Annotated in this window: 16 protein-coding genes and 1 pseudogene; 6 read left to right on the top strand and 11 right to left on the bottom strand. The window is 65.5% G+C overall.

Features of this window, described 5'->3' with window-relative positions; translation table 11 throughout:
• Position 1 precedes the first annotated feature (1 nt).
• The 5 genes from dctA to JJB11_RS13745 form a co-directional block, all read right to left on the bottom strand.
• Positions 2-1336, bottom strand: a complete 1335-nt coding sequence (gene dctA / locus JJB11_RS13765) for a C4-dicarboxylate transporter DctA (protein ID WP_201172037.1) — start codon at positions 1334-1336, stop codon at positions 2-4.
• 90 nt (positions 1337-1426) lie between these two features.
• Entirely contained in the window at positions 1427-2773 is a 1347-nt protein-coding gene (locus JJB11_RS13760) for a class-II fumarase/aspartase family protein (protein WP_201172033.1), read from the bottom strand.
• 34 nt (positions 2774-2807) lie between these two features.
• Entirely contained in the window at positions 2808-3635 is an 828-nt protein-coding gene (locus JJB11_RS13755; RefSeq protein WP_201172032.1) for an HpcH/HpaI aldolase/citrate lyase family protein, read from the bottom strand.
• Positions 3636-3645: 10 nt separating this feature from the next.
• Complete coding sequence (locus JJB11_RS13750) at positions 3646-4836, bottom strand: CaiB/BaiF CoA transferase family protein (RefSeq protein WP_201172031.1); 1191 nt, start codon at positions 4834-4836, stop codon at positions 3646-3648.
• Between the two features lie 26 nt (positions 4837-4862).
• The gene (locus JJB11_RS13745) at positions 4863-5723 is read right to left on the bottom strand and encodes an FAS1-like dehydratase domain-containing protein (RefSeq protein WP_201172030.1); all 861 of its coding nucleotides are present in this window, start codon (positions 5721-5723) and stop codon (positions 4863-4865) included.
• 226 nt (positions 5724-5949) lie between these two features.
• On the opposite strand from JJB11_RS13745, the gene JJB11_RS13740 reads away from it, so the two are divergent.
• Positions 5950-7329 carry an IS1182 family transposase gene (locus JJB11_RS13740; RefSeq protein WP_201172029.1) on the top strand — a complete coding sequence of 460 codons (1380 nt, stop codon included), beginning with the start codon at positions 5950-5952 and terminating at the stop codon, positions 7327-7329.
• Between the two features lie 163 nt (positions 7330-7492).
• Positions 7493-7687: pseudogene (locus JJB11_RS13735) on the top strand (aspartate aminotransferase family protein); the annotation flags it as partial.
• Between the two features lie 9 nt (positions 7688-7696).
• Here JJB11_RS13735 and JJB11_RS13730 read toward each other — a convergent pair.
• The 5 genes from JJB11_RS13730 to JJB11_RS13710 all read right to left on the bottom strand — a co-directional run bounded on the left by JJB11_RS13730 (position 7697) and on the right by JJB11_RS13710 (position 15772).
• Positions 7697-9238 (bottom strand): WD40/YVTN/BNR-like repeat-containing protein, encoded by a 1542-nt coding sequence (locus tag JJB11_RS13730; protein WP_201172028.1) that lies wholly within the window; start codon positions 9236-9238, stop codon positions 7697-7699.
• Between the two features lie 723 nt (positions 9239-9961).
• Entirely contained in the window at positions 9962-10897 is a 936-nt protein-coding gene (locus JJB11_RS13725; RefSeq protein ID WP_201172027.1) for a fumarylacetoacetate hydrolase family protein, read from the bottom strand.
• Between the two features lie 13 nt (positions 10898-10910).
• Entirely contained in the window at positions 10911-11918 is a 1008-nt protein-coding gene (locus tag JJB11_RS13720) for a Bug family tripartite tricarboxylate transporter substrate binding protein (protein ID WP_201172025.1), read from the bottom strand.
• 36 nt (positions 11919-11954) lie between these two features.
• Positions 11955-13670, bottom strand: coding sequence for a hydantoinase B/oxoprolinase family protein (locus tag JJB11_RS13715; RefSeq protein ID WP_201172024.1), 1716 nt, complete (start codon positions 13668-13670; stop codon positions 11955-11957).
• Between the two features lie 14 nt (positions 13671-13684).
• A complete protein-coding gene (locus JJB11_RS13710; protein WP_201172021.1) occupies positions 13685-15772 on the bottom strand; it encodes a hydantoinase/oxoprolinase family protein in 2088 nt (695 codons plus the stop codon).
• A 109-nt stretch (positions 15773-15881) separates the two neighbouring features.
• On the opposite strand from JJB11_RS13710, the gene JJB11_RS13705 reads away from it, so the two are divergent.
• Complete coding sequence (locus JJB11_RS13705; RefSeq protein WP_201172019.1) at positions 15882-16787, top strand: LysR substrate-binding domain-containing protein; 906 nt, start codon at positions 15882-15884, stop codon at positions 16785-16787.
• A 92-nt stretch (positions 16788-16879) separates the two neighbouring features.
• Here JJB11_RS13705 and JJB11_RS13700 read toward each other — a convergent pair whose 3' ends face one another.
• Entirely contained in the window at positions 16880-17836 is a 957-nt protein-coding gene (locus JJB11_RS13700) for a LysR family transcriptional regulator (RefSeq protein ID WP_201172017.1), read from the bottom strand.
• 112 nt (positions 17837-17948) lie between these two features.
• Between JJB11_RS13700 and JJB11_RS13695 the strand changes: the two genes are divergently transcribed.
• The 3 genes from JJB11_RS13695 to JJB11_RS13685 all read left to right on the top strand — a co-directional run bounded on the left by JJB11_RS13695 (position 17949) and on the right by JJB11_RS13685 (position 21403).
• Positions 17949-18884, top strand: a complete 936-nt coding sequence (locus JJB11_RS13695; RefSeq protein ID WP_201172015.1) for a dihydrodipicolinate synthase family protein — start codon at positions 17949-17951, stop codon at positions 18882-18884.
• Positions 18885-18914: 30 nt separating this feature from the next.
• Positions 18915-19901, top strand: coding sequence for a Bug family tripartite tricarboxylate transporter substrate binding protein (locus JJB11_RS13690; protein ID WP_201172013.1), 987 nt, complete (start codon positions 18915-18917; stop codon positions 19899-19901).
• A 143-nt stretch (positions 19902-20044) separates the two neighbouring features.
• Positions 20045-21403, top strand: a complete 1359-nt coding sequence (locus JJB11_RS13685; protein WP_201172012.1) for a Rieske 2Fe-2S domain-containing protein — start codon at positions 20045-20047, stop codon at positions 21401-21403.
• Positions 21404-21424 lie beyond the last annotated feature (21 nt).

Below are 21424 nucleotides of genomic sequence, written 5' to 3'. Positions count from 1 at the left end.
TTCAGTGGGCCGCGCCGGATGACCCGAGCGTCGGCGGGAACTCCACCCCGCCCTCCTCCAGATCGTGCTCCGTATTGGCGTAGTTCGCGCCCAGCTCGCGCTGCAGCATCTCCCGGTCGCAAGCGCGTTCCCAGATCGACACCACGATGCACGCGACCGCATTGCTGATCGTGCTGGTCAGCGCACGCGCTTCCGACATGAAGCGGTCGATGCCGACGATGAGCGCGACGCCGGCCACCGGCAGGTCCGGCATCACGGTGAGGGTGGCGACCAGCGCGACGAAGCCGCTGCCGGTCACACCGGCTGCGCCTTTCGAGGTGAGCAGCATGACGCCGAGCATGGAAGCGATCTGGAGCCAGGAGAGATGGATGTCGCAAGCCTGGGCGATGAACATCGAGGCCAGCGTCAGGTAAATGGCCGTGCCGTCCAGGTTGAACGAGTAGCCGGTGGGGAGCACCAGGCCCACCACGCCCTTCTTGCAGCCCAGGCGCTCGAGCTTCAGCAGCAGGCGCGGCAGCACCGGCTCGCTCGACGAAGTCCCCAGGACGACCAGCAGTTCTTCCTTGATATAGCGCATCAGCTGCCACAGCTTGAACCCGTGGACCCGGGCCAGCAGGCCCAGCACCAACGCGACGAAGAAGATGCAGGCGACGTAGAACGTGGCTATCAGCAGCCCCAGCGATCCGATCGACTTGATGCCGTAGCGGCCGACGGTGAAGGCCATGGCGCCGAAGGCGCCGATCGGCGCCAGCCGCATGATGATGCCGAAGGCGGCAAAGAGCATGTGCGAAAAGCCGTCGATGCCTTCGAGCACGGGCCTGGCGGCAGAGCCGATGCGGGTCAGCCCGAAGCCGCACAGCACCGCCAGCAGCAGCACCGGCAAGACCTCTCCCTCCGCGAAAGCGCCGAAGAAGGCGTTCGGGATGATGTGCATGACGAAGTCGGTGAATCCGTGGATGTGCACTTGGCTGGCGAACCGGCCCGCCACGGAGGCGTCCAGGTTTTTCGGATCGATGTGCATGCCCGCGCCGGGCTGCAGCACGAACACCGCGACCAGGCCCGTGACCAGCGCGAGAAGCGTGAGCGCATAGAAAAGCCCCATCGCCTTGAGCAGGGTCTTGCCGATCTCCTTCGAGTCGCCAAGCGACGTGATGCCGCTCACGATGGTGCAGAACACCACCGGCGCGATCATCATCTTCACCAGCTTGACGAAGCCGTCGCCGAGCGGCTTGAGCCTCGCGCCGAACTCGGGCCAGTAGTGCCCGACGGCGATGCCGACGATCAGGCCGATGAGGACCTGCACGTAGAGCAGCTTGAGTAATCTGGAAAGGTTCACGATCTTGTCTCCGGTGTTGGGGCGTGGGTATCCATGCACCGGTCTGCGCCGGTGTCACTGGTCTTCGCGGCAGAAGTGCGTCGGGTCGGATCAGCGCCTGTGGGCCAGGACGCGGTCCACCATCACCCCGGCCTGGCCGAGGTGGTTGGCGGGCTCGCACATCGCTTCGAGCTGGGCCCGCGTGACGTGCTTGCTGATTTCGCCATGGGCCGCCAGGATCTCGATCAGGGGACGGTTCTCCTGGATCGCCTTCCGGCACAGGTCGTACACGAGGTCGTGCGCGTATTCACGGCCGATGTACGGGCCCAGGCCCATCATCACGGCCTCGGACATCACCAACCCGTTTGTCATGTCGATGTTGGCGCGCATCCGGCCGGCGTCCACTTCCAGGCCCTTCAGGATGAACTTGGCCTGCTTGAGCGCACCCGACATGAGGCAGAAGATCTCCGGCAGCGAAACCCACTCGATTTCCCAGGGGCCGGTGGAGCGCTCGTGGTCCGCCACCATGGCGTCCATCAGCGCCGCCGCGTGCTGGCGCGCCACCGAGATGTTGGCATGGATGTACAGGCAGGAGATCGGGTTGCGCTTCTGCGGCATGGTGGACGACGAGCCGCGGCCCGGCGCATAGGGCTCGAAGACTTCCGCCACCTCGGTCTGCATCATCAGCTTGACGTCCATCGCGATCTTGCCGAGCGAGCCGCCGACCAGGGCGAGGAAGTTGCCGACCTCGGCGAAGGTGTCGCGCACGGTGTGCCAGGAGATCAGCGGCTGCGCCAGGCCGAGCTCCTTCATCAGGCCGGCCTGGGTTTCCATCGCGCCTTTTTCCAGCGACGACAGGGTGCCGGACGCACCGCCGAATTCGCCCATGAGCACCCGCGGCTTCAGCTGCTGCAGGCGCTCCCGGTGGCGATCGATGCCTGCGAGGATGCTGGCCATCTTGTAGCCGAAGGTGATCGGCGTGGCCTGCTGCAGGTTGGATCGGCCGATGACTGGCGTGTCGCGGTATTTCTTCGCCAGCGCAGCGAGGGCGTCGGCGATCTCGTCCAGGTCCTGTTCGACCAGCGCGAGGCCTTCGCGCATCTGCAGCACCGCGGCCGTGTCGGTGATGTCCTGGGTGGTGGCACCCCAGTGGCAGAACTCGCCGAGCTTGTCGCGGCAGTTGGCGTTGATCTGGTTGACCACCGCGATGATCGGGTAGCCGATCTGCTCGGTCTTGGCCTTGAGCTTCGCCCAGTCGATCTGCGACAGGTTGCAGTTGCGGACGATCTCGTCCGCCGCTTCCTTGGGGATGATGCCCAGTTCGCCCTGGACCTTGGCCAGGGCGCGCTCGATGTCCAGGTACTTCGCGGTGCGGTTCTCGTCGGACCAGACGTCGCGCATGCGCGCGTCGCTGAACATGTCGCCGAAGATGCGCGAGTCGATGATGGTGGATGCCATGGTGTGTGTCTCTCTCGGGTGGATGGGGGCAGAATCAGTCGCGGGCCAGACCCAGGGTGCGCTGGGCCTGCAGCACCACCGGTCGGTCGACCATGCGGCCGTCGAGGCGGGCGGCGCCGGGCGATGCGGCATCGGCGGCAAGCACTCGCCGCGCCCAGTCGAGCGCTTCGGCGCTGGGCCGCAGCGCCGCGTGGATCGCCTGGACCTGGCGGGGATGGATGCATAGCTTCGCGCCGAACCCCTGGCTGCGCGCCACGGCCAGGTCGGCAAGCAGGTGCGCGGGGGCGTCGAGCTGCGGCGTGACGCCGGCCACCGGGGACGGCAGGCCCGCGACGCGCGAGGCCAGCGCGATGCGGCTGGCTGCATAGGCCAGGCCCGAGGCGTCGGTCGTGATGTCGATGTCGAGATCGAGCGCGAAGTCCAGCGTGCCGAAGACCAGGCGGGACGCACCGGCGGCGGCAATGGTGTCGACCTGGACAACGCCGCGCGCGCTCTCGATCAGGGCGAGCACGCTTGCGCCGGGCAACGCGGCCTGGGTCGCGGCAATCTGCTGCGCCGACTCCGCCTTGGGCAGCAGGACGGCGGCCACGCCGGCGGCGCGCAGCGCCCGCAGGTCTTCCGCGAACCAGTCGGACTCGGCGTCGTTGATGCGGACCACGATGCGGGCCCGGTCGGCGGGCGCCGCAGCCGCGAGCCAGTTCGCGATCGTCTGTCGGGCCGAGTCCTTGTCGCCGGCGGCCACCGCGTCCTCGAGGTCCAGCACCACGACATCGGCACCGCTGGCGAGGGCCTTGCCGAAGCGCTCCGGCCGGGTGCCGGGAACGAACAGGTAGGTGCGCGGATGGGTGGAAGCTTCGGGCATGGCACTCACCTCAGACCGCCTTCGATGCATGGAGGGCCGCGATCTCGGCCGAGCCATAACCCAGCTCCGCGAGGATCGCATCGGTGTGCTGGCCGAGTGCCGGCACCGGGTCCATGCGGGGGCCCACGTCCCAGCTGCCGGGCGGCAGCATGGCGGGCAAGCTGCCCTTCGGCGAGCCGACTTCGGTCCAGCGGCCGCGCGCCTGGAGCTGGGGATGCGCCCAGACGTCCTGCATGCTGTTGACGCGGGCGTTGGCGATCTGCGCAAGCTCGAGCCGCTCGACCACCTGCGCGCCGGTGAGGTGCTGGAAGGCCTCGACGATGATCCGGCGCAGGGCGTCGCGCTCGGCCACGCGCTTGAAGTTGGCGGTGAACCGCGGATCGCTGGCGAGCCCGGGTTGCTGCAGCACCTTGTCGCAGAAGCTGACCCATTCGCGTTCGTTCTGCAGGCCCAGCATCACCGTCGTGCCGTCACCGGCCGGGAACGGGCCGTAGGGATAGATGGTGGCGTGACTGGCACCCGTGCGGGGCGGCGGCGCGGCGCCCTCGAAGGCGTAGTAGAGCGGATAGCTCGTCCACTCGGCAAGCGATTCCAGCATCGAGATGTCGATGCGCTGGCCCTTGCCGGTCTGCCCGCGCTGCAGCAGGGCAGCGAGGATATTGCTGTACGCATACATCCCGGCGGCGATGTCGGCGATCGACGGGCCGGCCTTGCACGGTTCGTCGGGCGTGCCGGTGACGGAGACGAAGCCGGCCTCGCTCTGGATGAGGAGGTCATAAGCCTTCTTGTCCCGGTACGGCCCGGGGTGGACCGGGTCGTCGCCGTAGCCCGAGATGTCGCACACGATCAGCGCCGGCTTGCCGGCCGACAGCTTCTCGTAGCCGAGGCCCAGGCGCGCCGCGGCGCCTGGCGCGAGGTTCTGCACCACGATGTCGGCCTTTTCAAGCACCAGGCGCTCCAGGATCCTGGCCGCTTCCGGATGCTTGACGTCGAGCGTGAGGCTTTCCTTGGAGCGGTTGGTCCAGACGAAGTGCGAGGACAGGCCGCGGACGCGCTCGTCGTAGCCGCGGGCAAAGTCGCCCGAACCCGGGCGTTCGATCTTGATCACGCGGGCGCCGAGGTCGGCGAGCTGCCGGGTTGCGAAAGGTGCCGCGATCGCGTGTTCGAGCGTGACGACGGTAATGCCTTGGAGGGGCTGCATGGTTCTGGCTCCGGTTTACTTGTGGATCAGCGCAGGACCGCGGTCGCGTCCATGGTCAGCCAGCCTTCGTGGTCGGAGGCCCAGAGGCGGATGGTCTTCCCGTCGACTTGCGGCTGCCCGCTGACGTGGAAGGCATTGAGGTCGAAGGTGGGGCGAACGGCCTTGAAGCGGAAGCTCGCCACGTCGGCGCCGGGCAGCTCGCGCCGCAACAGGTCCATCAGCAGGGTGGCGATCAGCGGGCCGTGCACGATGAGGCCGGGATAGCCCTCCACCTGCGTCACGTACTGCCGGTCGTAATGGATCCGGTGGCCGTTGAAGGTGAGTGCGGAGTAGCGGAACAGCAGCACGTCATCCGGCACGATCTGGCGGCGCCACGCAGCTTCGGTGGGCGCGGCCTGGGGCGGCGGCGCGACATCGTTCGGCCCCTGCGCTTCGCGGTAGACGATGTCATGGAACTCGACCAGCGAGGGGTCGGTGTCCTCATTGCAGCGCACCTCGTGGCGCACCTTGACGAAGACGAGCTGGCCCGTGCGGCCGTGCTTGGTGGAGACGTCGTCTATGGTGGAGGTGCGGGTAACACGATCGCCGACGCGGATCGGCGCGCGGAATTCGAACTGGCCGCCGGCCCACATGCGGCGCGGCAGCGGCACTGGGGGAAGAAAGCCACCGCGCCGTGCATGGCCGTCGGCGCCGATCTCGCTCTGCCGGTGCATTGGCAGGAAGTACAGCCAATGCCAGAGGGGCGGCAAGGCCGTGCCGGCGGGTACCGGGGCCGGCGGGTAGTCGAGCGTGGCCGTCAGGGCAACGACCGGGGTGGGATGGATCGCGTCTTCCACGGTCTCGCTGCGTCCGATCCAGGAACGAAGCTCGTCTTGCTGGGTGCTCACTGGTGTCTCCAATGCTGGCTGTGCCGGTTGGCTGCAGCTCCGGGACGAAGTGTGGAACGGCCGCGCCCTCAAGGGAATTGCAAGATTTGGACGTATTGATGCATGCCGTGGATCAAATATCCGGCGAACAATATGCGCTTCGCCAATGGCTGCTTCTGGCCGATTGTGTTGAAAAACTCGACCGGCTCTCCTAGATTTGCGCGAACCAGTGGCGGGGGTACGCACGATGATGGGAAGCCAAGGCGGGGATCAGGAGCGGCTGTTCTACTCGTTCAGCCTTGAGGACCACGTCCCCAAGGACCATCTCCTCCGCGACATCGACCGCTTCCTGGATGTAAGCGAGCTGCGCGGGCAGCTCGCTCCGTTTTACAGCCACACCGGGCGGCCCTCGATCGATCCGGTGCTGATGATCCGGATGCTGGTCATCGGCTACTCGTTCGGCATTCGCTCGGAGCGGCGGCTGTGCGAGGAGGTACACCTGAACCTGGCCTATCGCTGGTTCTGCCGCTTGGGCCTGAACGAGCCAGTGCCCGATCATTCAACGTTCTCCAAGAACCGGCATGGCCGATTCCGCCAGAGCGACGTGTGCCGGCGTATCTTCGAGGTGGTTCTCCAGCGCTGCATGCTGGAGGGGTTGGTGGGTGGCGAAGGATTCGCGATCGACGCGAGCGTCATCAAGGCAGACGCGAACCGCGAGCGGTTTGTGCCGGCCGCGGACGCGAAGAAACTGGCCGAGGGCGAAGGCGGCTCACGAGCGGTGCGCGAGTATCTCGACGCACTGGAAGGGAACAACCCTGCCGGGCCGGAGAGCGACTCAGACGAGCCGCCCAGTGGGGCCTCGACCCCGCCGAAGAACGTCTCCCCTACCGATCCTGGCGCGCGCTGGACGGCCGTCCGAGGAGGGCCGGCGTTCTACGCGTATTCAACCAACTACTTGATTGATCTCGATGCCGGAATCATCGTTGACGTCGAGGCCACGCCCGCTCACCGCACCGAAGAAGTGGACGCAACACGAACGATGATCGAGCGCGTGCAGCGGCAGTTCGAGCTCACGCCCAAACGCCTGGTCGCTGACACTGCTTACGGCGCTGCTCCCATGCTGAATTGGATCGTGAACGAGAAGAAGATCGAGCCTCACATTCCTGTCTGGGAGAAGTCGTTGCGCGAGGACGGCACGTTCAGCCGACCGGACTTCCACTTCGACGCAAGCGCCAACACGTATGACTGCCCCGGAGGCAAGAAGCTCACGAGTACCGGACGACCCACCAACGTGGGCACTGTTCTCTTCAGGGCTTCGCAGCACGACTGCGGCAGCTGCGCCCTGAAGCAGAAGTGTTGCCCCAACACCTCCCATCGCAAGATCGCCAGGAGCATCTACGAAGATGCACGCGATGTCGCGCGTACTGTATGTGCCACGCCGGCCTACGAGCGGTCACACAAGCAACGGAAGAAGGTGGAGATGCTGTTTGCACACTTGAAACGCATCTTGAAGCTGGATCGACTGAGGCTGCGAGGCATAAGCGGAGCCCGAGACGAGTTCCTGATGGCCGCAGCGGCTCAGAACCTGCGAAGAATGGCCCGCTGGCTCACGCCGGCAACTGTATGAAGTGAGGGGCGCGCAGCGGGCGCCTCGAACGACATAGAAGATCGAGCGACTAACTTGCTTCGAGTTCAGCGGCCGCCCGGGCCGTGGAGTTTTTCAACACAATCGGCCAGGAGCGGACGCCATAGCCAGAAGATGCCGCGTGGGGCTCGAGTCTTCCATCCTGCTGCCGCGAACTTACGCGCAGGTGATGAAGAGCGATGCTGCCGCATTCGGCAAGCTGGTCCACGGCCTGCTGGATCGCGGGGTCTAGACGGCGCCGGCACTGTACGAGGCCGGGTGCGTGTCGTCCGCGCACAGCGCGGACGACATCGCGCTCACCGTGCAGGCGGCGGGGGACGTGTTCTGCCCGCTCCCCTGAGGCCGCCGGCTACTGCCAGGTCTTGCCCTCGTCCTGCGACCAGACCACCTTGCCGGAAGTGCCCTGGTAGCCCAGGCGCTGCGCCGCGCGGTCGTAGACCAAGGTGCCTCCCAGCCCGTCCGCGCCGGGCGGCGCCGAACCGACACGGGTCCAGGTCTTGCCGGCGTCGGCGGTCTTGAAGAGGACGGGGCCGTTGCGCGAGCTGCCGAACGGAAACCCCGCCACGTAGCCCTGGGTCGCCGACGAGAACTCGAGCAGGGAGCCGGTGACGACGTGGTCGATCTGCTGCCACGTACGGCCGAAGTCCGCCGTCGTGGTGAGCGAGCCCTGGAAGCCGACGGCAAACACCAGACCATGCGGCCAGCCGCGCAGCGTCATCACACGTCCCCGGGCGGGATGCGCCTCCCATTGGCCGCTACGCAGGTCCAGGGACGAGAGGGTGTCCGGGTCCGGGCCCACCGTGTAGATGACGATGCGGTCGCCCGCGCTCACGGCGAGCGGCGGCCGCCCCGTTTGCTCATGCGGCAGGCGGCGCACTTCGCGCCAGGTCCACGTCGCGGCGTTCGGGTCGGCCGCATGCACGACCACGCCCTGCGGCGTCCGGCTCACCAGGTACACGGTGCCGTCCGGCGCCTGCGCGGCGAGCAGGGCCACGGCGGCCTTCGAGGCCGGCGACGGCTGCTGGCGCCACGTGCGCCGGTCGGGCGTAGAGACGGCGACGTAGCCCTCTTCGCCGCCCACCAGCAGGCGTTCATCCGCGAGCCGTGCGAGCGCCGTGAGCTGCTGCACCGTGCCGACCCGGTAGCTCAGGCCGCTGGACAGATCGAACACGGTGCCGAGCTTGCCCTCGGCCCAGTAGGTCCCCTTCGCGTCCGGCACCGGCTGCCCGACCGGCACCGCGCGGCTTTCCGCATACCTGAGCTGCTGCTCCAGAAGCGCGGCCTGGTGCGCCGGCGGAGGCTGCATCCAGCCCTTCTCCGGCGTCGCCCGCAGCTTTCCTTCCAGCGCGGGATTGGCGTAGCGCAGCCACTCCCGCGCGGCCACCGGCGTGCTTTCGCGCGGCGCGATGAAGCGCTTGTCCTCCAGCGGCACGAACACGAGCGAGCCCAGGTTGGTGAGGCCGGCGGCCTCCACCTCGAAGCGGTTGTGCTCGCCCGCCAGCGGCACGCCGAGCTTGTGCACGATCTTCACGGTGGGCAGTTCCTCGGTCGACTCGCCGTACAGGGAGCGCGCCTGGTAGCGGCCCGCCGGCAGCACTCCCAAGAAGCGCAAGCTGTTGCCGCCCAGCGCGGGCTGAGGAAGCACCTTGTACTCCCGCTGGGTGTCCAGGTTCTGCACGATGAACTGGTCCAGCACGCGCCCGTCCATCTTCACCACGCGCAGCGTGACCACGCCGTCCCCGGCTCCCAGTTCGGTGTCCTTCGAGATCCCGGTGGTGGCGCAAGCCGCCAGGAGGCCGGCCGCCGTGGCCGAGACCGCATACGTGGCCGCCCGCGCGAGCCAACTGCGGCGGGTCGCACCGCTCCATGCCTGTTCGTTCATCTTGTTCATCTTTTCCGTCATTTGCACGTCTGGCCATTCCGCCATGCCGCTTGTTGTGGACGGCGATTGGGCCATGCGCGCGTCCCGGCCGCCAAGCGCCCGCTGCTCGAAGGTAGCGCCATCACAACAGTCGCTCTGCGCTCAGTGGCGGAAGTGGCGAATGCCCGAGAACACGACCGGACACCGCGCTCGTTAGCGGCGTTGACCACTTCGCCGATGCGCTTCATCCCGCAGCCGCAGGTCGTGGTCGACGGCTCACGGCGAATCTCCCACCGGTGCTGGCAAGACTGCCGCGGCGTCTGCTACTGGCCGGGAGCGGAAGCTCCAGGCACCATCGCATCAAGCTACCAAGGTTCTCCTTCGCCAGACAGAGAAGCAGTGGAGACTGCACGGCCTCTCGGTTAGGAGCCGAAACGAGTAGTGAGCGCCTGAAGGAACATTGGGTGAATCAACGCCTTCGTGCTTGGCTTGATCTGCCCGGACATGGGTGGCGTGCTGTCGAGACGCCGACGTGGAGGTGGGTCGGAGGGCCGCAGCTCGCAGCTCGCAGCCAGGGACGAATGATTCAGTGCGTGCGTGATACGTGCTTCTTGCCGGATTGCGGAGATCGCAACGCGGCACAAGAGCCTCGACCATCCATGCCCAGGTGTTTCTGAACCGCTGCCGCCTGGACGCACTGCGCAACCCTCCTCGAATACACGGCAAGCCAGGATCGGCGGGTCCCGGACCGCGTTACTCCGTGATCACGGTCTCCAGGACTCCCACGCGATCCACGACCGCCTCGACCACGTCCCCAGGTTTCAGGTAGTAGACGAAGGGATCGGGCTTTCGGTGGAGAGCTACGCCGCTCGGCGTACCCGAAGCGACAAGGTCGCCGGGCTCCAGTCCAGCGCGCGACCAGAACGCAATCAGGTCGGCGAAGCTGAAGATCATGTCGTCGCAGCCGCTGTGCTGACGCACTTCCCCGTTGACCCTCAATTCGATGGTCAGCCGAGACGGATCCGGGATCTCGTCGGCGGTCACGATCCACGGGCCGATCGGACCGAAGCCCGGAAAGTTCTTGCCCATGAGCAGCAGGCCGTTGCTCATCTCCTTGCGCTGCCATTCCCGTGCGCCAAGGTCGTTGAATACCGTGTAGCCGAACACGGCGTCGAGTGCGCGTTCCTTGTCGACCCGGTAAGCGGGCGACCCGATGATCGCGGCCACTTCGATCTCGTAGTCCAGCTCCAATACATCAGGCGGCCGCCGGACCCTGGCCTTGTGCCCCACCAGCACGTCCGGCAATTTGAGGAAGCCGGTGGGAAATTCGTTGTGGTAAGTCTTGCCTGGAGCCGCAGCGCCTTGGCTTTCGCCGAGGTGGCGGCCGAAATTGCGCCCGGCGCAGAAGGCGTTGCGTACTTCAACGGGAACCAGCCACTCCACGACGGAGGGGTCGCAGAGCCAGCTGTCTTCGCCGTGGCGCAGCGCCCAAGCCTGCACCTCGCGGGCCTGGTCCAAGCCAGCGGTGCCGCGGCGCACCAACTCGATCATCGAGGAAGGCGCACCACGGCTGAAGCGGGAAGACGCGAACGCGGCGCCCAGGTCGAGCAAGCGGCTGCCGCCCTCGAAGTCGATGACGATGCCGAAGCAGGCCGCAGCACTGCCGCGGCGGTATCTCGCAAGTTTCATTTCAGGATCGTGCTCAGGGAGCGAGCCGCTTGGGGTTGATCTGGGCGATGGCAGCTTCCCACTTCTTCCGGTCTTCGCGCAGGAAGGCGGGGAACTGCTCGGGCGCGACCGTGTTGACAGGGTCATACCCCTGGGGGATCAGGAAGCCTTCGCTGAACTCCTTGCTGGCGACGATTTCCCAGATGTTGGCGGACAGCTTCTGCACGATGTCCCTCGGCGTCCCGGCCGGGGCGAAGGCGCCGAACCAGGAGCGAGCTTCGAAACCGGGAACGCCGGCCTCTGCAAAGGTCGGCACGTTCGGCAGCAGCGGGTGACGGGCGTTGCCGCCGAACGCGATCGTCTTCAGCCTGCCGCTGCGCACGTAAGGCAGCGGCAGGGCCAGGGCGGCCATCATCACGTTCACTTCGCCCGCCAACAGCGCGTTCACCGAAGGCGCGATACCCTGGTAAGGCACGTGCAGCAGTTCGAGCCCCAGGCGCGTGGCCAGTGCCTCGAACATGATGTGGTGCTGGCTACCCACCCCCGGCGACGAATAAGCCACCTTGCCAGGGTTGGCCTTGGCATACGCGATGAACTCCTGCAAGGTGCTCGGGCCGAAGCTGGCGTTGGCGATCAGCAGCAGCGAGATCTGGCAGAGGATCGACAGAGGCGCGAAATCGCGCTCCGGGTGGTAGGTGAGTGCCTTGTTCAGGATGGGCGAAATCGACAGCCCCGAGTCCGCGCCCATCAACAGGTTGTACCCGTCTGCCGGCAGCCGCGCCGCGACACTCGTGCCCATCTGCGAGTTGGCACCCGGCCGGTTCTCGAACACCAGGGCTTGGCCCATCTTCGCCTGCAGCTTGGTGCCGATGTGGCGCCCCAGCACCTCGAGCGAGCCGCCCGGGGCGAACGGCACGATGAACTTGATCGGCTTGTTGGGATAGTCGGACTGCGCCAGCGCCGGCCATGCCCGCAGCGCGAACGGAACCGCGCCCGCCATTGCCAACCACTGCCGGCGCCTGAAACCGGATTCGTTCTTCATGTGGGTTGTCTCCATGGTGATGAAAAGGCAGACGGTTCAGGCCAGTGGACCGGTGAAGCCGTAGATCTCCCGTGCCGCGGATTCGCTGATATAGCCACGCAGGACATCCCGGCGCACGCTCTCGCGATCGCGCAAGCGCGGCGAGCCGAAGCCGCCGCCGCCGCCGGAGTCGACGCGTACCCGGTCGCCGGGCTGCACGGCGCGGTCCGCCTTCAGCAGGAATTCCGGCTCCTTGCCGGCCTGCATCAGCAGGATGCCGCCGGCTGCGCCGGCCAGCCCGCCATCCACGCCCCAGGGCGGACAGCGTGTGCGATCCATGCTCACGTTCAACTTGCAGGCCTCCTTCACCGCGAAAAGCTTCGTGACGCCCAGACCGCCCCGGAACTGCCCGGCGCCCCCGGAATCCGTCCGCAGCGCCATCTCCTCGATCTGGATCGGGTACAGCGCTTCCTGGAGTTCCACCGGCACATTGAAAGTGTCCCCGTGCGCGTAGGTCTTGAAAGGCCCGCTGCCGTCCGCGCTACTGCTGGCGCCGAAGCCGCCCTGCGCCGTCTCCAGGTTCTTGAAAAGTTCGCCCTTGCTGTTGCGCCCGGCGAAGATATGGATCCCGAACGCGCCATGGTGACCGCCGGCAACGCGTGCCGGCAGCCCCTGGCCGATGGCGCGCAGCACGACATCGATCACCGTGGCCAGCGGCGCGCTGTAGCGGGCCATCGGCGCCGTCGCCGGTGCGCTGAGGAACTTGCCGGGAGGCAGCACCACCGACAAGGGGCGGAAGGTGCCTTCATTCGGCGCCTCTTCGGCATCGAGCAGGTACGCCAGCGCGATGCGGGCGGCCGTGATGCCGCCGCCCAATGCCCCGGAATTGAAGGGCCCCTTGAGCACGCCCGCGACTTCGGAAAAATCGACTTCGATCCCGTCACCTGCCACCCGCACGGTTACCGGGATGGGCACCGGCTTGCCGACGTCGATGCCATCGTCGTCCAGCATGGCTTCGGCCTGGTAGACGCCATCCGGGATGGCGCGGATCGCCTCGCGCGCGGCCCGTTCCGACTGGGCCCAGATCTTCTCGATGGCGGCACCCACGGCACCGACACCGTATTGCCGCAGCATGCCGGCATAGAGATCTCGGCCGAGCAGGCAGCCCCCCAGCTGCGAGGCGACGTCGCCCAGCACCGTTTCGGGGAAGCGCGTGTTGTGCTCGATCATCCGGTAGACGTCGCCCACCGGCTGGCCCGCGCTCCACAGCTTGACGGTGCGGAACTGGATACCTTCCTGGAAGATGTCGACGGTGTTGTTGGCCACAGAGGAGCCGACTTCGCGGCCCCCCACGTCGGCCCAGTGGGCGGCAATCGCCAGGAAGGCTTTCGGGCGGCCGGAGTCGTCGTCGCTGAACACCGGCGTGTACATCACCACGTTGTTCAGGTGCTGGCCCAGCACGCCGGAGTAATTGCAGATCACGACGTCGCCGTGCGCGAATCCGTCCAGGCCGTAGATCGAAAGGCCATCCTGCACCGCCGCTCCGAGCAGGTTGGCGACGAACAGCGGGATGCCGCCCCGCCCCTGCGAGATCAGCCGCCCCTGATGGTCGATGAGGCCGACGGCGAAGTCCTTGTATTCATAGATCAGCGGACTGAACGCCGTGCGGACGATATTGGCCTCGATCTGTTCCGGGATCGCGCTCAGCTTGTGGCGGATCACTTCCACGGTGATCGGGTCCAGGGCGGGTTGGGTGACTTGATCGATGCTCATTCGGTTCTCGGTCCTCATGGGCGTTCCACCGCGCCGAGCGTGATGCGGATTTCGCCCAGCTGCCCGATCTCCACCACATCGCCTGCGTCGGCCAGGCAGGTCGAGCCGTAGTCCTCGATCACGACCGGGCCGGTCACGCGGAACCCTGGCGGCAGGTCCTCGCGCCGGAACACCGGGACCTGCCGCCACTCGTTGGGGCGCGTCAGGAAGATCTTGCGGGTGCCTGCGGGCTCCCCCACGCCGCCGCGTGCGGCATCATGGCTTCCCAGGCGATGCAGGTCCGGATGCGCGGTTTCGCGCCGGGCGGTGACCGACAAGGAAACGAATTCCACCGGTGCCCCATGGCTGGCGTGCCCGTAGCGGCTCGTGTAGGACTGCTCGAAGCGCTGGCGCACCGCGGCCGCGTCGTCGCCCGACTGCAGGCGCGTGCGCAGGCTGTGGATCTGGCCGCGATAGCGAAGCTCGGCATGCGTCCCCATCGTGACTGCGGCGCCGCTTGCCGCCTCGGCCAGCCGCTGCTTCAAGTCCCGGCCCAGGCTTTGGGCCAGGTCGCGCGCTTCCTGCACGGACGCGTCGGTCAAGGGCCGCAGGAAGGTCCGCCCGGCGTCGTTCTCGAGGTCCGCGAACAGCATTCCCAATGCCGAAAAGATGCCGGCGCGCGGCGGCACGACGACCTGCGGGATGCCGAGCTCTCGCGCCAGCTCCACGCTGTGCAGCGGCCCGCCACCGCCGTAGGCGAACAGCACGAAGTCGCGCGGATCCTCGCCGCGTTCTATCGTGATCTTGCGGATCGCCCCGGACATCGTGATGGACGCCAGTGAGAGCACGCCCAGCGCGATGCGCGGCACATCCTCGGCGCCGGCATATCCCAGCGGCGCCCCGAGTTGCGACCACATCGCGTCACGCGCCGCGGCCACGTCCAGGTGCACGCCCTCGCCCATCGACTGCTCGGGGTCGAGGCGGCCCAGCACGATGTTGGCGTCGGTCACCGTCGGCTGGGTGCCGCCGTTGCCGAACGCGACCGGCCCGGGCACCGATCCGGCACTCTGGGGGCCGACGTGCAAGCGCGCATGCTCGTCGACGCGCGCGATGGATCCGCCACCGGCTCCCACTTCCACGATGTCGATGATGCTGCTGCGGATGGGGAAGCCGTGCTCATAGCCGCCGATCCAGTACGACGACTTCACATCGAACTCGCCGTCCTTCACCAAGGCGCATTTGGCCGTGGTGCCGCCGATGTCGAATGCCACCAGCTTCGGGATGCCGAGCGCGCGGGCGAAGGCCGCCGCGCCGACCACGCCGCCCACGGGCCCCGATTCGACGAGGCGCACGGGCTCTGCCGCGGCCTGCTGGAGCGTGATCACGCCCGAGCCCGAGCCCATGAAGAAACGCTCACCCTGGAATCCACGCTGTCCGAGATCCGCGGCCAGTCGTCCGATGTAGCGGCTGACCTCCGGCCCGACGAACGCGTTGGCACAGGCCGTCGCGGTTCGCTCGTACTCGTACCACTCGCGCGAGAGCTCCGTGGCGCAGGAGATGAAGACATCAGGCAGCTCCCGTGCCAACGCCGCGGCAACCATGCTCTCGTGCTCGGGGTTCGCATAGGCATTCAGGAAGGAGATGGCGACGGCCTCGACCTCACGCCGCCGCAACTCGCCCGCCAGCTCCCGGATGTCCGCCTCGGTCGGAACCGCCTGCGCCGAGCCGCTGCTCGCCATCCGCTCCGAAAGCTCCAGGCGCAACTCGCGCGGGATCAGCGGATCGTGGCGGCGGTAGTTCATGCGGAATGGCAGCGCCCGGTTGCCACGGCCGATCTCCAGCACGTCGCGAAAGCCGCGCGTCGTCACCAGAGCCGCCTTGGCGCCCTTGCGTTCGAGCAGCGCGTTGATGACCAGCGTGGTGCCGTGCTTGAACGATGCGGCCTGATCCAGCTTCACGCCCAGTGCGGCCAGGCAATCGTCGATCGCCCGGATGAAGTCGCCGTACGTGGTCAGGCACTTGGCGGCCTGCAGCTCGCCGCTGTGGACATCGAAAACAGCGAGGTCGGTGAAGGTGCCGCCGATGTCGACTGCCACCAGCAGCGGCGTGTCCGGCACGCTCATTCGAACTTCCAGAATTGCATGCGAGGGAGAGTATCGGGCGCCGTATGATCGCGCAAATGCCGATTAATGATGCCTTTGATATCGCCTGGGCATCACCACCCTCGCCCCTGTGGACCTGAACCTCACCCGCCTGCGTTACTTCGCAACCGTCGCCCGCCTGGGGAATTTCCGGCGCGCCGCCGAGATCCTCCACGTCGCGCAACCGGCACTGAGCCGGCACGTGCAGCTGCTGGAGGAGGACATGGGTGTGGAGCTGTTCGCTCGCACGGCGCGCGGCGTCACGCTGACCGAGGCCGGCAAGGTGCTGATGGAAGGATCGGAAAACCTCGTGCGGCAGTCGACCGTACTCAGGGACGAGGTCCGGGCCCGAACTTCGGTGCCCCGCGGCACCGTTCGCATCGGCGCGCTCCCTTCGATTGCGCAGAAGCTGGTCCCCGGCGCGATCGCCCAAGTGCGCGCGCGTTACCCTGAAATCCGCTTCACCCTGACGCACGGCTACACCGAAGACTTGCGCGAGAGCCTGCTTGCCGACAAGCTTGACATCACGCTGCTGACCGAATTCACGCGTCATCAAGATCTGCTGGCGCAGACGTTGTATCGTGAGGACGTATGGCTCGTAAGCGTGCCCGCACGCCGGCGCCGGCGATTGCTGAAGCCCTCGGACCTGGCGGGCGTGCCGCTGATGGTTCCGCAATTCCTGCGAATGGAGCTCGAGCGTCAGTTGCCCGCAGCCGACCTGAACATCGTGGTCGAACTGGAAGCCTCCGTCCCCATGGTCGAATTGGTCGCGACGGGCGTGGTTTCGTATTTCGGACCGCCGCTCGCGATGTGGGACGAAATCAGCGCCGGCCGTCTGGCCGGCGTGCCGGTGCAAGGCTTCTCTTTGACACGGGCACTCGCCCGCCACAAGAACCGGCCACCGACGACTGCCACCCTGATCTTGGCGGAGACGCTCGTGCACTTCGCGACCCGGGGTGGCTTCAGCAACGGCCTGCCGTTCGTGCACCCCGCTTGAGGTCAGCCCCGCGGAGTCCCGGAAGCGTGGCCATTTGGAACGTCGAAAATTCTTCTGCCTTTCGCGGCTTCCTCATGCCGGGGAGCACGTCTTCACGGAGAAGAATCAGCAGGTGGTCCCTTCCTCCCTTCAGTCGCGGCCACCTTTTCGGCGGTGTTGTCCTGAAGATGGCGTACGAGGGCGTCCACCACGACGCGCGTGCGATTCAGGACCTGGCGGTGAGGAAATGCGACCCACGCAGCAAGTGCGCTGCCATCCGACAGCACGCACTTGTAGCTCGGAAGGACGTGAACCAACTTCCCCGACTGGATGTCGGCAGCTGCCGTTCGCCGCGTAAGGCGCGCTATGCCGACGCCTGCAAGCGCTAGCGTCTGAGCAAAGAGCGTCCCCTCGGTGCGAACGTGCCAATTTACTTCGACGGAATCCGATTTTCCGCGGCGCAAGAAGTACCACGCAGATTGGTCATACACCCCATGTGATACGAGTCGATGATGCTCGAGGTCTCGCGGCGTCATTGGTTCGCCGCATTCGGATAGATAGTCTGGAGAAGCGCAAAGAAGCATTTCGACATCCAGCAGCTTCCGCATGATCAGGCGACTGGACGGTCTCTCTCCCACATACACGGCAACGTCAAAGTCTCCTTGCGGCAAGTTGACGGGGCGGTCGGTCGTGATGATCGACAGCTTCAGATGAGGGTAGATACCGGCCAGTTCGCGGGCCATCTGACCGACGTATCTGACTGCCAACAGCTCAGGGCACGCGAGGCGAACGATGCCCCTTGGTTCATCCTTCAACGCCCCGACAGCATCCTGGACGCCGTTGAAACCCTCCAACGCGGTACGCGCCCAGCTGACGTATTGCTGCCCGGCTTCCGTGATGCCGATCTTGCGGGTCGTACGTGCGAAAAGCCTGACCTTGAGATCTGCTTCGAGCGCGGCGAGTCGACGCGTTGCCTGCGAGGGATCCCATCCGAGTTGCTGCGCCGCGGCCCGAATGCTTCCGAGTTCCGCCACACCGACAAGAAGCCTGAGATCGCCAAGATTAATCATTTGGGATTATGGATCATCGTGCACTACTGAAATGCGCCACTGAGGACTATGATGCCTGTAATAAACGGCCTATTCTTTGCTCCTTTCGCAATTCGAGAGGAGTGTGTTCGGCATGAAGGACACGTATCAGCCCCGTGGGGTCATCCCGGCATGTCTGCTGCCGTTCAAGCAGGATCTTTCCATCGACAAGGACGCATTCCAGCGGCATCTCCACGATGTTGCGGCCACCAGAGGCTTGTCGGCGTTGACCGTGAACGCGCATTCGACCGAGGTTGGATGCTGCTCGTTCGACGAGATGGCTCAGGTCCTGACATTGGCCGTGGACGCGGTCGGTGACAAGTTGCCAGTCGTCGGCGGGGTCTTCGCAGAGAGTTCTGCGGACGCTGCTCGCATCGCTCGCATGTCCGAGCGTGAGGGCGCCAGCGCACTCCTCGTGTTCCCTCCCAGCAACTTCTCCATCGGCGCTTCGGTTCGGCCGCAGATCATCAAGGACCATCTGCGCCGAATTGCAGATGCGACGTCTTTGCCGCTTATCTACTTTCAATTCCCGCTCAATAGCGGCTTTGGCGTGCGGCTGGAGACACTCCAGGAGTTGGTAGACGCAGTGCCGACCATCCGTGCCATCAAGGACTATTGCAATGATCCGGTCCTGCTGGAGAAGACCGTCCGAACCCTGCAGACGGGGCCGAACCCTGTTCAGATCCTCACCACGCACACGGCCTGGCTTCTTGCGTCGCTTGTCATCGGGTGCGGGGGAGTCTTGTCCGGCTCCGGGAGCACGGTGGCGTCGCTGCAAGTCGAACTGTTTGAAGCAGTTCAGGCAGGCAATCTTGTTCAAGCAAAAGCGGTCGCAGATCGCCTGTATCCGCTCAACTCGGTGTTCTATGCTGACCCGTTCCTGGACATGCACAACCGGATGAAGCAAGCCCAGGTGATGTTGGGACGAATGACATCCGCGCATGTCCGCCCCCCACTTCTGGCGCCGGATGAAAGGGAGCAAATGCGTATTCGAAGCGCGCTGCGCGCCGCAGGACTTCTGGATAGTTGATTGACCACAACCAAAGATAGACAAGGCAACATGTTCGAGTTCAAAAACAAGTTGGGCGCACTGCTTGCGGCGACACTCCTTGTCGTTGCTGCTGGTGTTTCATCATCAGCGAACGCACAGGCCGCCTTTCCGAACCGTCCGGTCACACTCATCAACGGCTACCCGCCGGGTGGTGGATCCGACATGACCGCTCGGTCGCTGGCCCACGAACTCAGCGAAATCTGGAAGCAACCGGTGATTGTCGATAACAAGCCGGGCGCGGGAACCACCGTCAGCGCGGCGCTCGTGGCGCGAGCGCAGCCGGATGGCTATACGCTTCTGATCAGCACTACTGCGCTCGCCGCCGCCCAGACGCTCTTCAAGAGCAGCGTAAGCTACGACTACCTGTCGGCATTTGCGCCAATTTCGCAGATTGCCAGATCGCCGTTTTATCTTGTCGTTCGGCCAGACTCCAAGTACAAGACTCTTGCAGATTTGGTGAGCGACATGAAGGCGCGTCCAAACGCCTTGAACTACGGCTCACCCGGGCCTGGGAGCATTCCGCACCTGACAGCGGCCGCGCTGAACATGCAGACCGGATCCGCCGCCACGCATGTGCCGTTCCAAGGGACGGCTCCGTCCCTGACGGCGTTGCTGGGCGGACAGGTCGATTTCGTGTTCGCCGATGTTTCGAGCTTGACGTGGATCCGTGCAGGCAAACTTCGCCCGCTTGCGATGACCGGCAAAACGCGCTCGGAAGCCCTGCCCGACGTGCCTACCCTCAGCGAGACACTTCCTGGGTCTGAATTCTACGTTTGGGCCGCCCTGGAAGCTCCGGCTGGGACCCCCAAGGCGATCGTCGATCAGATCGCAGCGGCTGTGCAACAGGCGGTCCGGTCCGCGGCACTGAAGAAGCGTTTCCGTGACTTCGAGCAGGAAGCGGTGAGCAGCAGCCCGGAAGAGTTGAAATCCATGAAGATTCAGGAAGTGGGTCGCTACGAGCGTCTTATCAAATCGAGCGGCGTCAAACTCGACTGATGCTCACGCATGGCCATTGGAGCGAGACCGCCAATCTGCGGATCTGAACTCCGGGCAATCAATTCTCGATGCACAAGCGGGCGTCACGGTCGATGTCGTGTCTTTCGTCCGCGTCGCAGCCGACAACTGGAGGGTGATTTTTGATGATGGATCGAGTCCCGACGGCCGGATCGAAAGATGACGGCGTCGATGCAATGTGCAGAGTGATGGCAGACACGCCGATGGGCCAGGCACTCCGGCGCTTCTGGATGCCGGCGCTGCTTGCCTCGGAACTCGTGGCGGACGGCGAGCCGGTGAGATTGAGGCTGCTGGGCGAGAATCTGATCGCGTTCAGGGATACGACCGGCGCCGTGGGCATCGTTGACGCCTACTGTGCGCACAAACGTGCTCCTCTCTTCTTCGGTCGCAACGAGCACAGTGGCCTTCGGTGTGTGTACCACGGCTGGAAGTACGACGTGAGCGGACGCTGCCTGGAGATTCCGAACGTCGACCAGCAGTCCCTCTCGGAGGCGATGCTCAATCGCGTGGGCTTGAAGGCGTACGAGACCGCTGAGGCGGGTGGAGTCGTCTGGGTCTACATGGGGCCGAAGTCCGAGAAACCCGATCTGCCGAATTTCGATTGGCTGGCCTTGCCCTCCAGCCATGTCCACGTGAGCCGCTGGATCCAGCGATCGAACTGGGTGCAATTTCTGGAGGGTGAGTTCGACTCGTCGCATGTCAGTTATCTGCACAAGTCTGCAGGTGTCGGCGAGAATCTCACCCAGGCGATCTCCGTGTTCGGCGCCGACGGCGCCCCACACTTGTTCGTGCGTCCGACCGGCTATGGCTTTTATACCGGCGCGCGTCGCGACCTTGGTGACCGGCACTATTGGCGCATGACGCACTACATGCAGCCTGTGTGGAGCTCTACATCCTCAGGTGTCCCGGAAGACCGATACTTCAATGGGCGCGGCGCTTGTCCCATCGACGACTACAACACCAGCTGTTTCGTCTACCGCTATCGGCTGGACCGGCCGTTGGATGAGAGAGACTTCGAGGAACTCAATAACGGCAGCTGGTTTCCCCCGCGTCGTGAGAAGGCCGCACTAGCGCTGGAGGACGGCTACGTCATAGACACCTTCCTTCCAACTGCGAACCGTGGCAACGATTACCTCATCAGTCGCGAACTGCAGCGGACGTCCAGTTTCACTGGCATCCACGGATTCAACACGCAGGATCGCGCCGTCCAGGAAGGGATGCCCTGGAAGCCGGGCGGGCGCATGGGGCTCGCGGACAGATCGGGAGAACACCTCGTGGCAGCGGACGCACCGACAGTTGCTTTCCGCCGCCAGCTCATGAAGATGGCAAAAGACATGTCTGACGGGCTCGCACCGCCTGCCGCCTCCAAGGCAGAACTCTTCTCGGTTCGCGGGTTCTGCGCATATTCAGGCAAGTCCGACTTCGACGAATTCGTGGCAGAGAACCCGACGCTCATGAGCAGGGCTCCGGTCGTGCCGCGATAGCACCAACTTGGAGACGATTCA

The sequence above is a fragment of the Ramlibacter ginsenosidimutans genome (assembly GCF_016654015.1).
GTDB classification, from domain to species: domain Bacteria; phylum Pseudomonadota; class Gammaproteobacteria; order Burkholderiales; family Burkholderiaceae_C; genus Ramlibacter; species Ramlibacter ginsenosidimutans.
The sequence above is the reverse complement of the archived record's forward strand: the minus strand, read 5'-3'. Positions and strand labels throughout refer to the sequence as shown.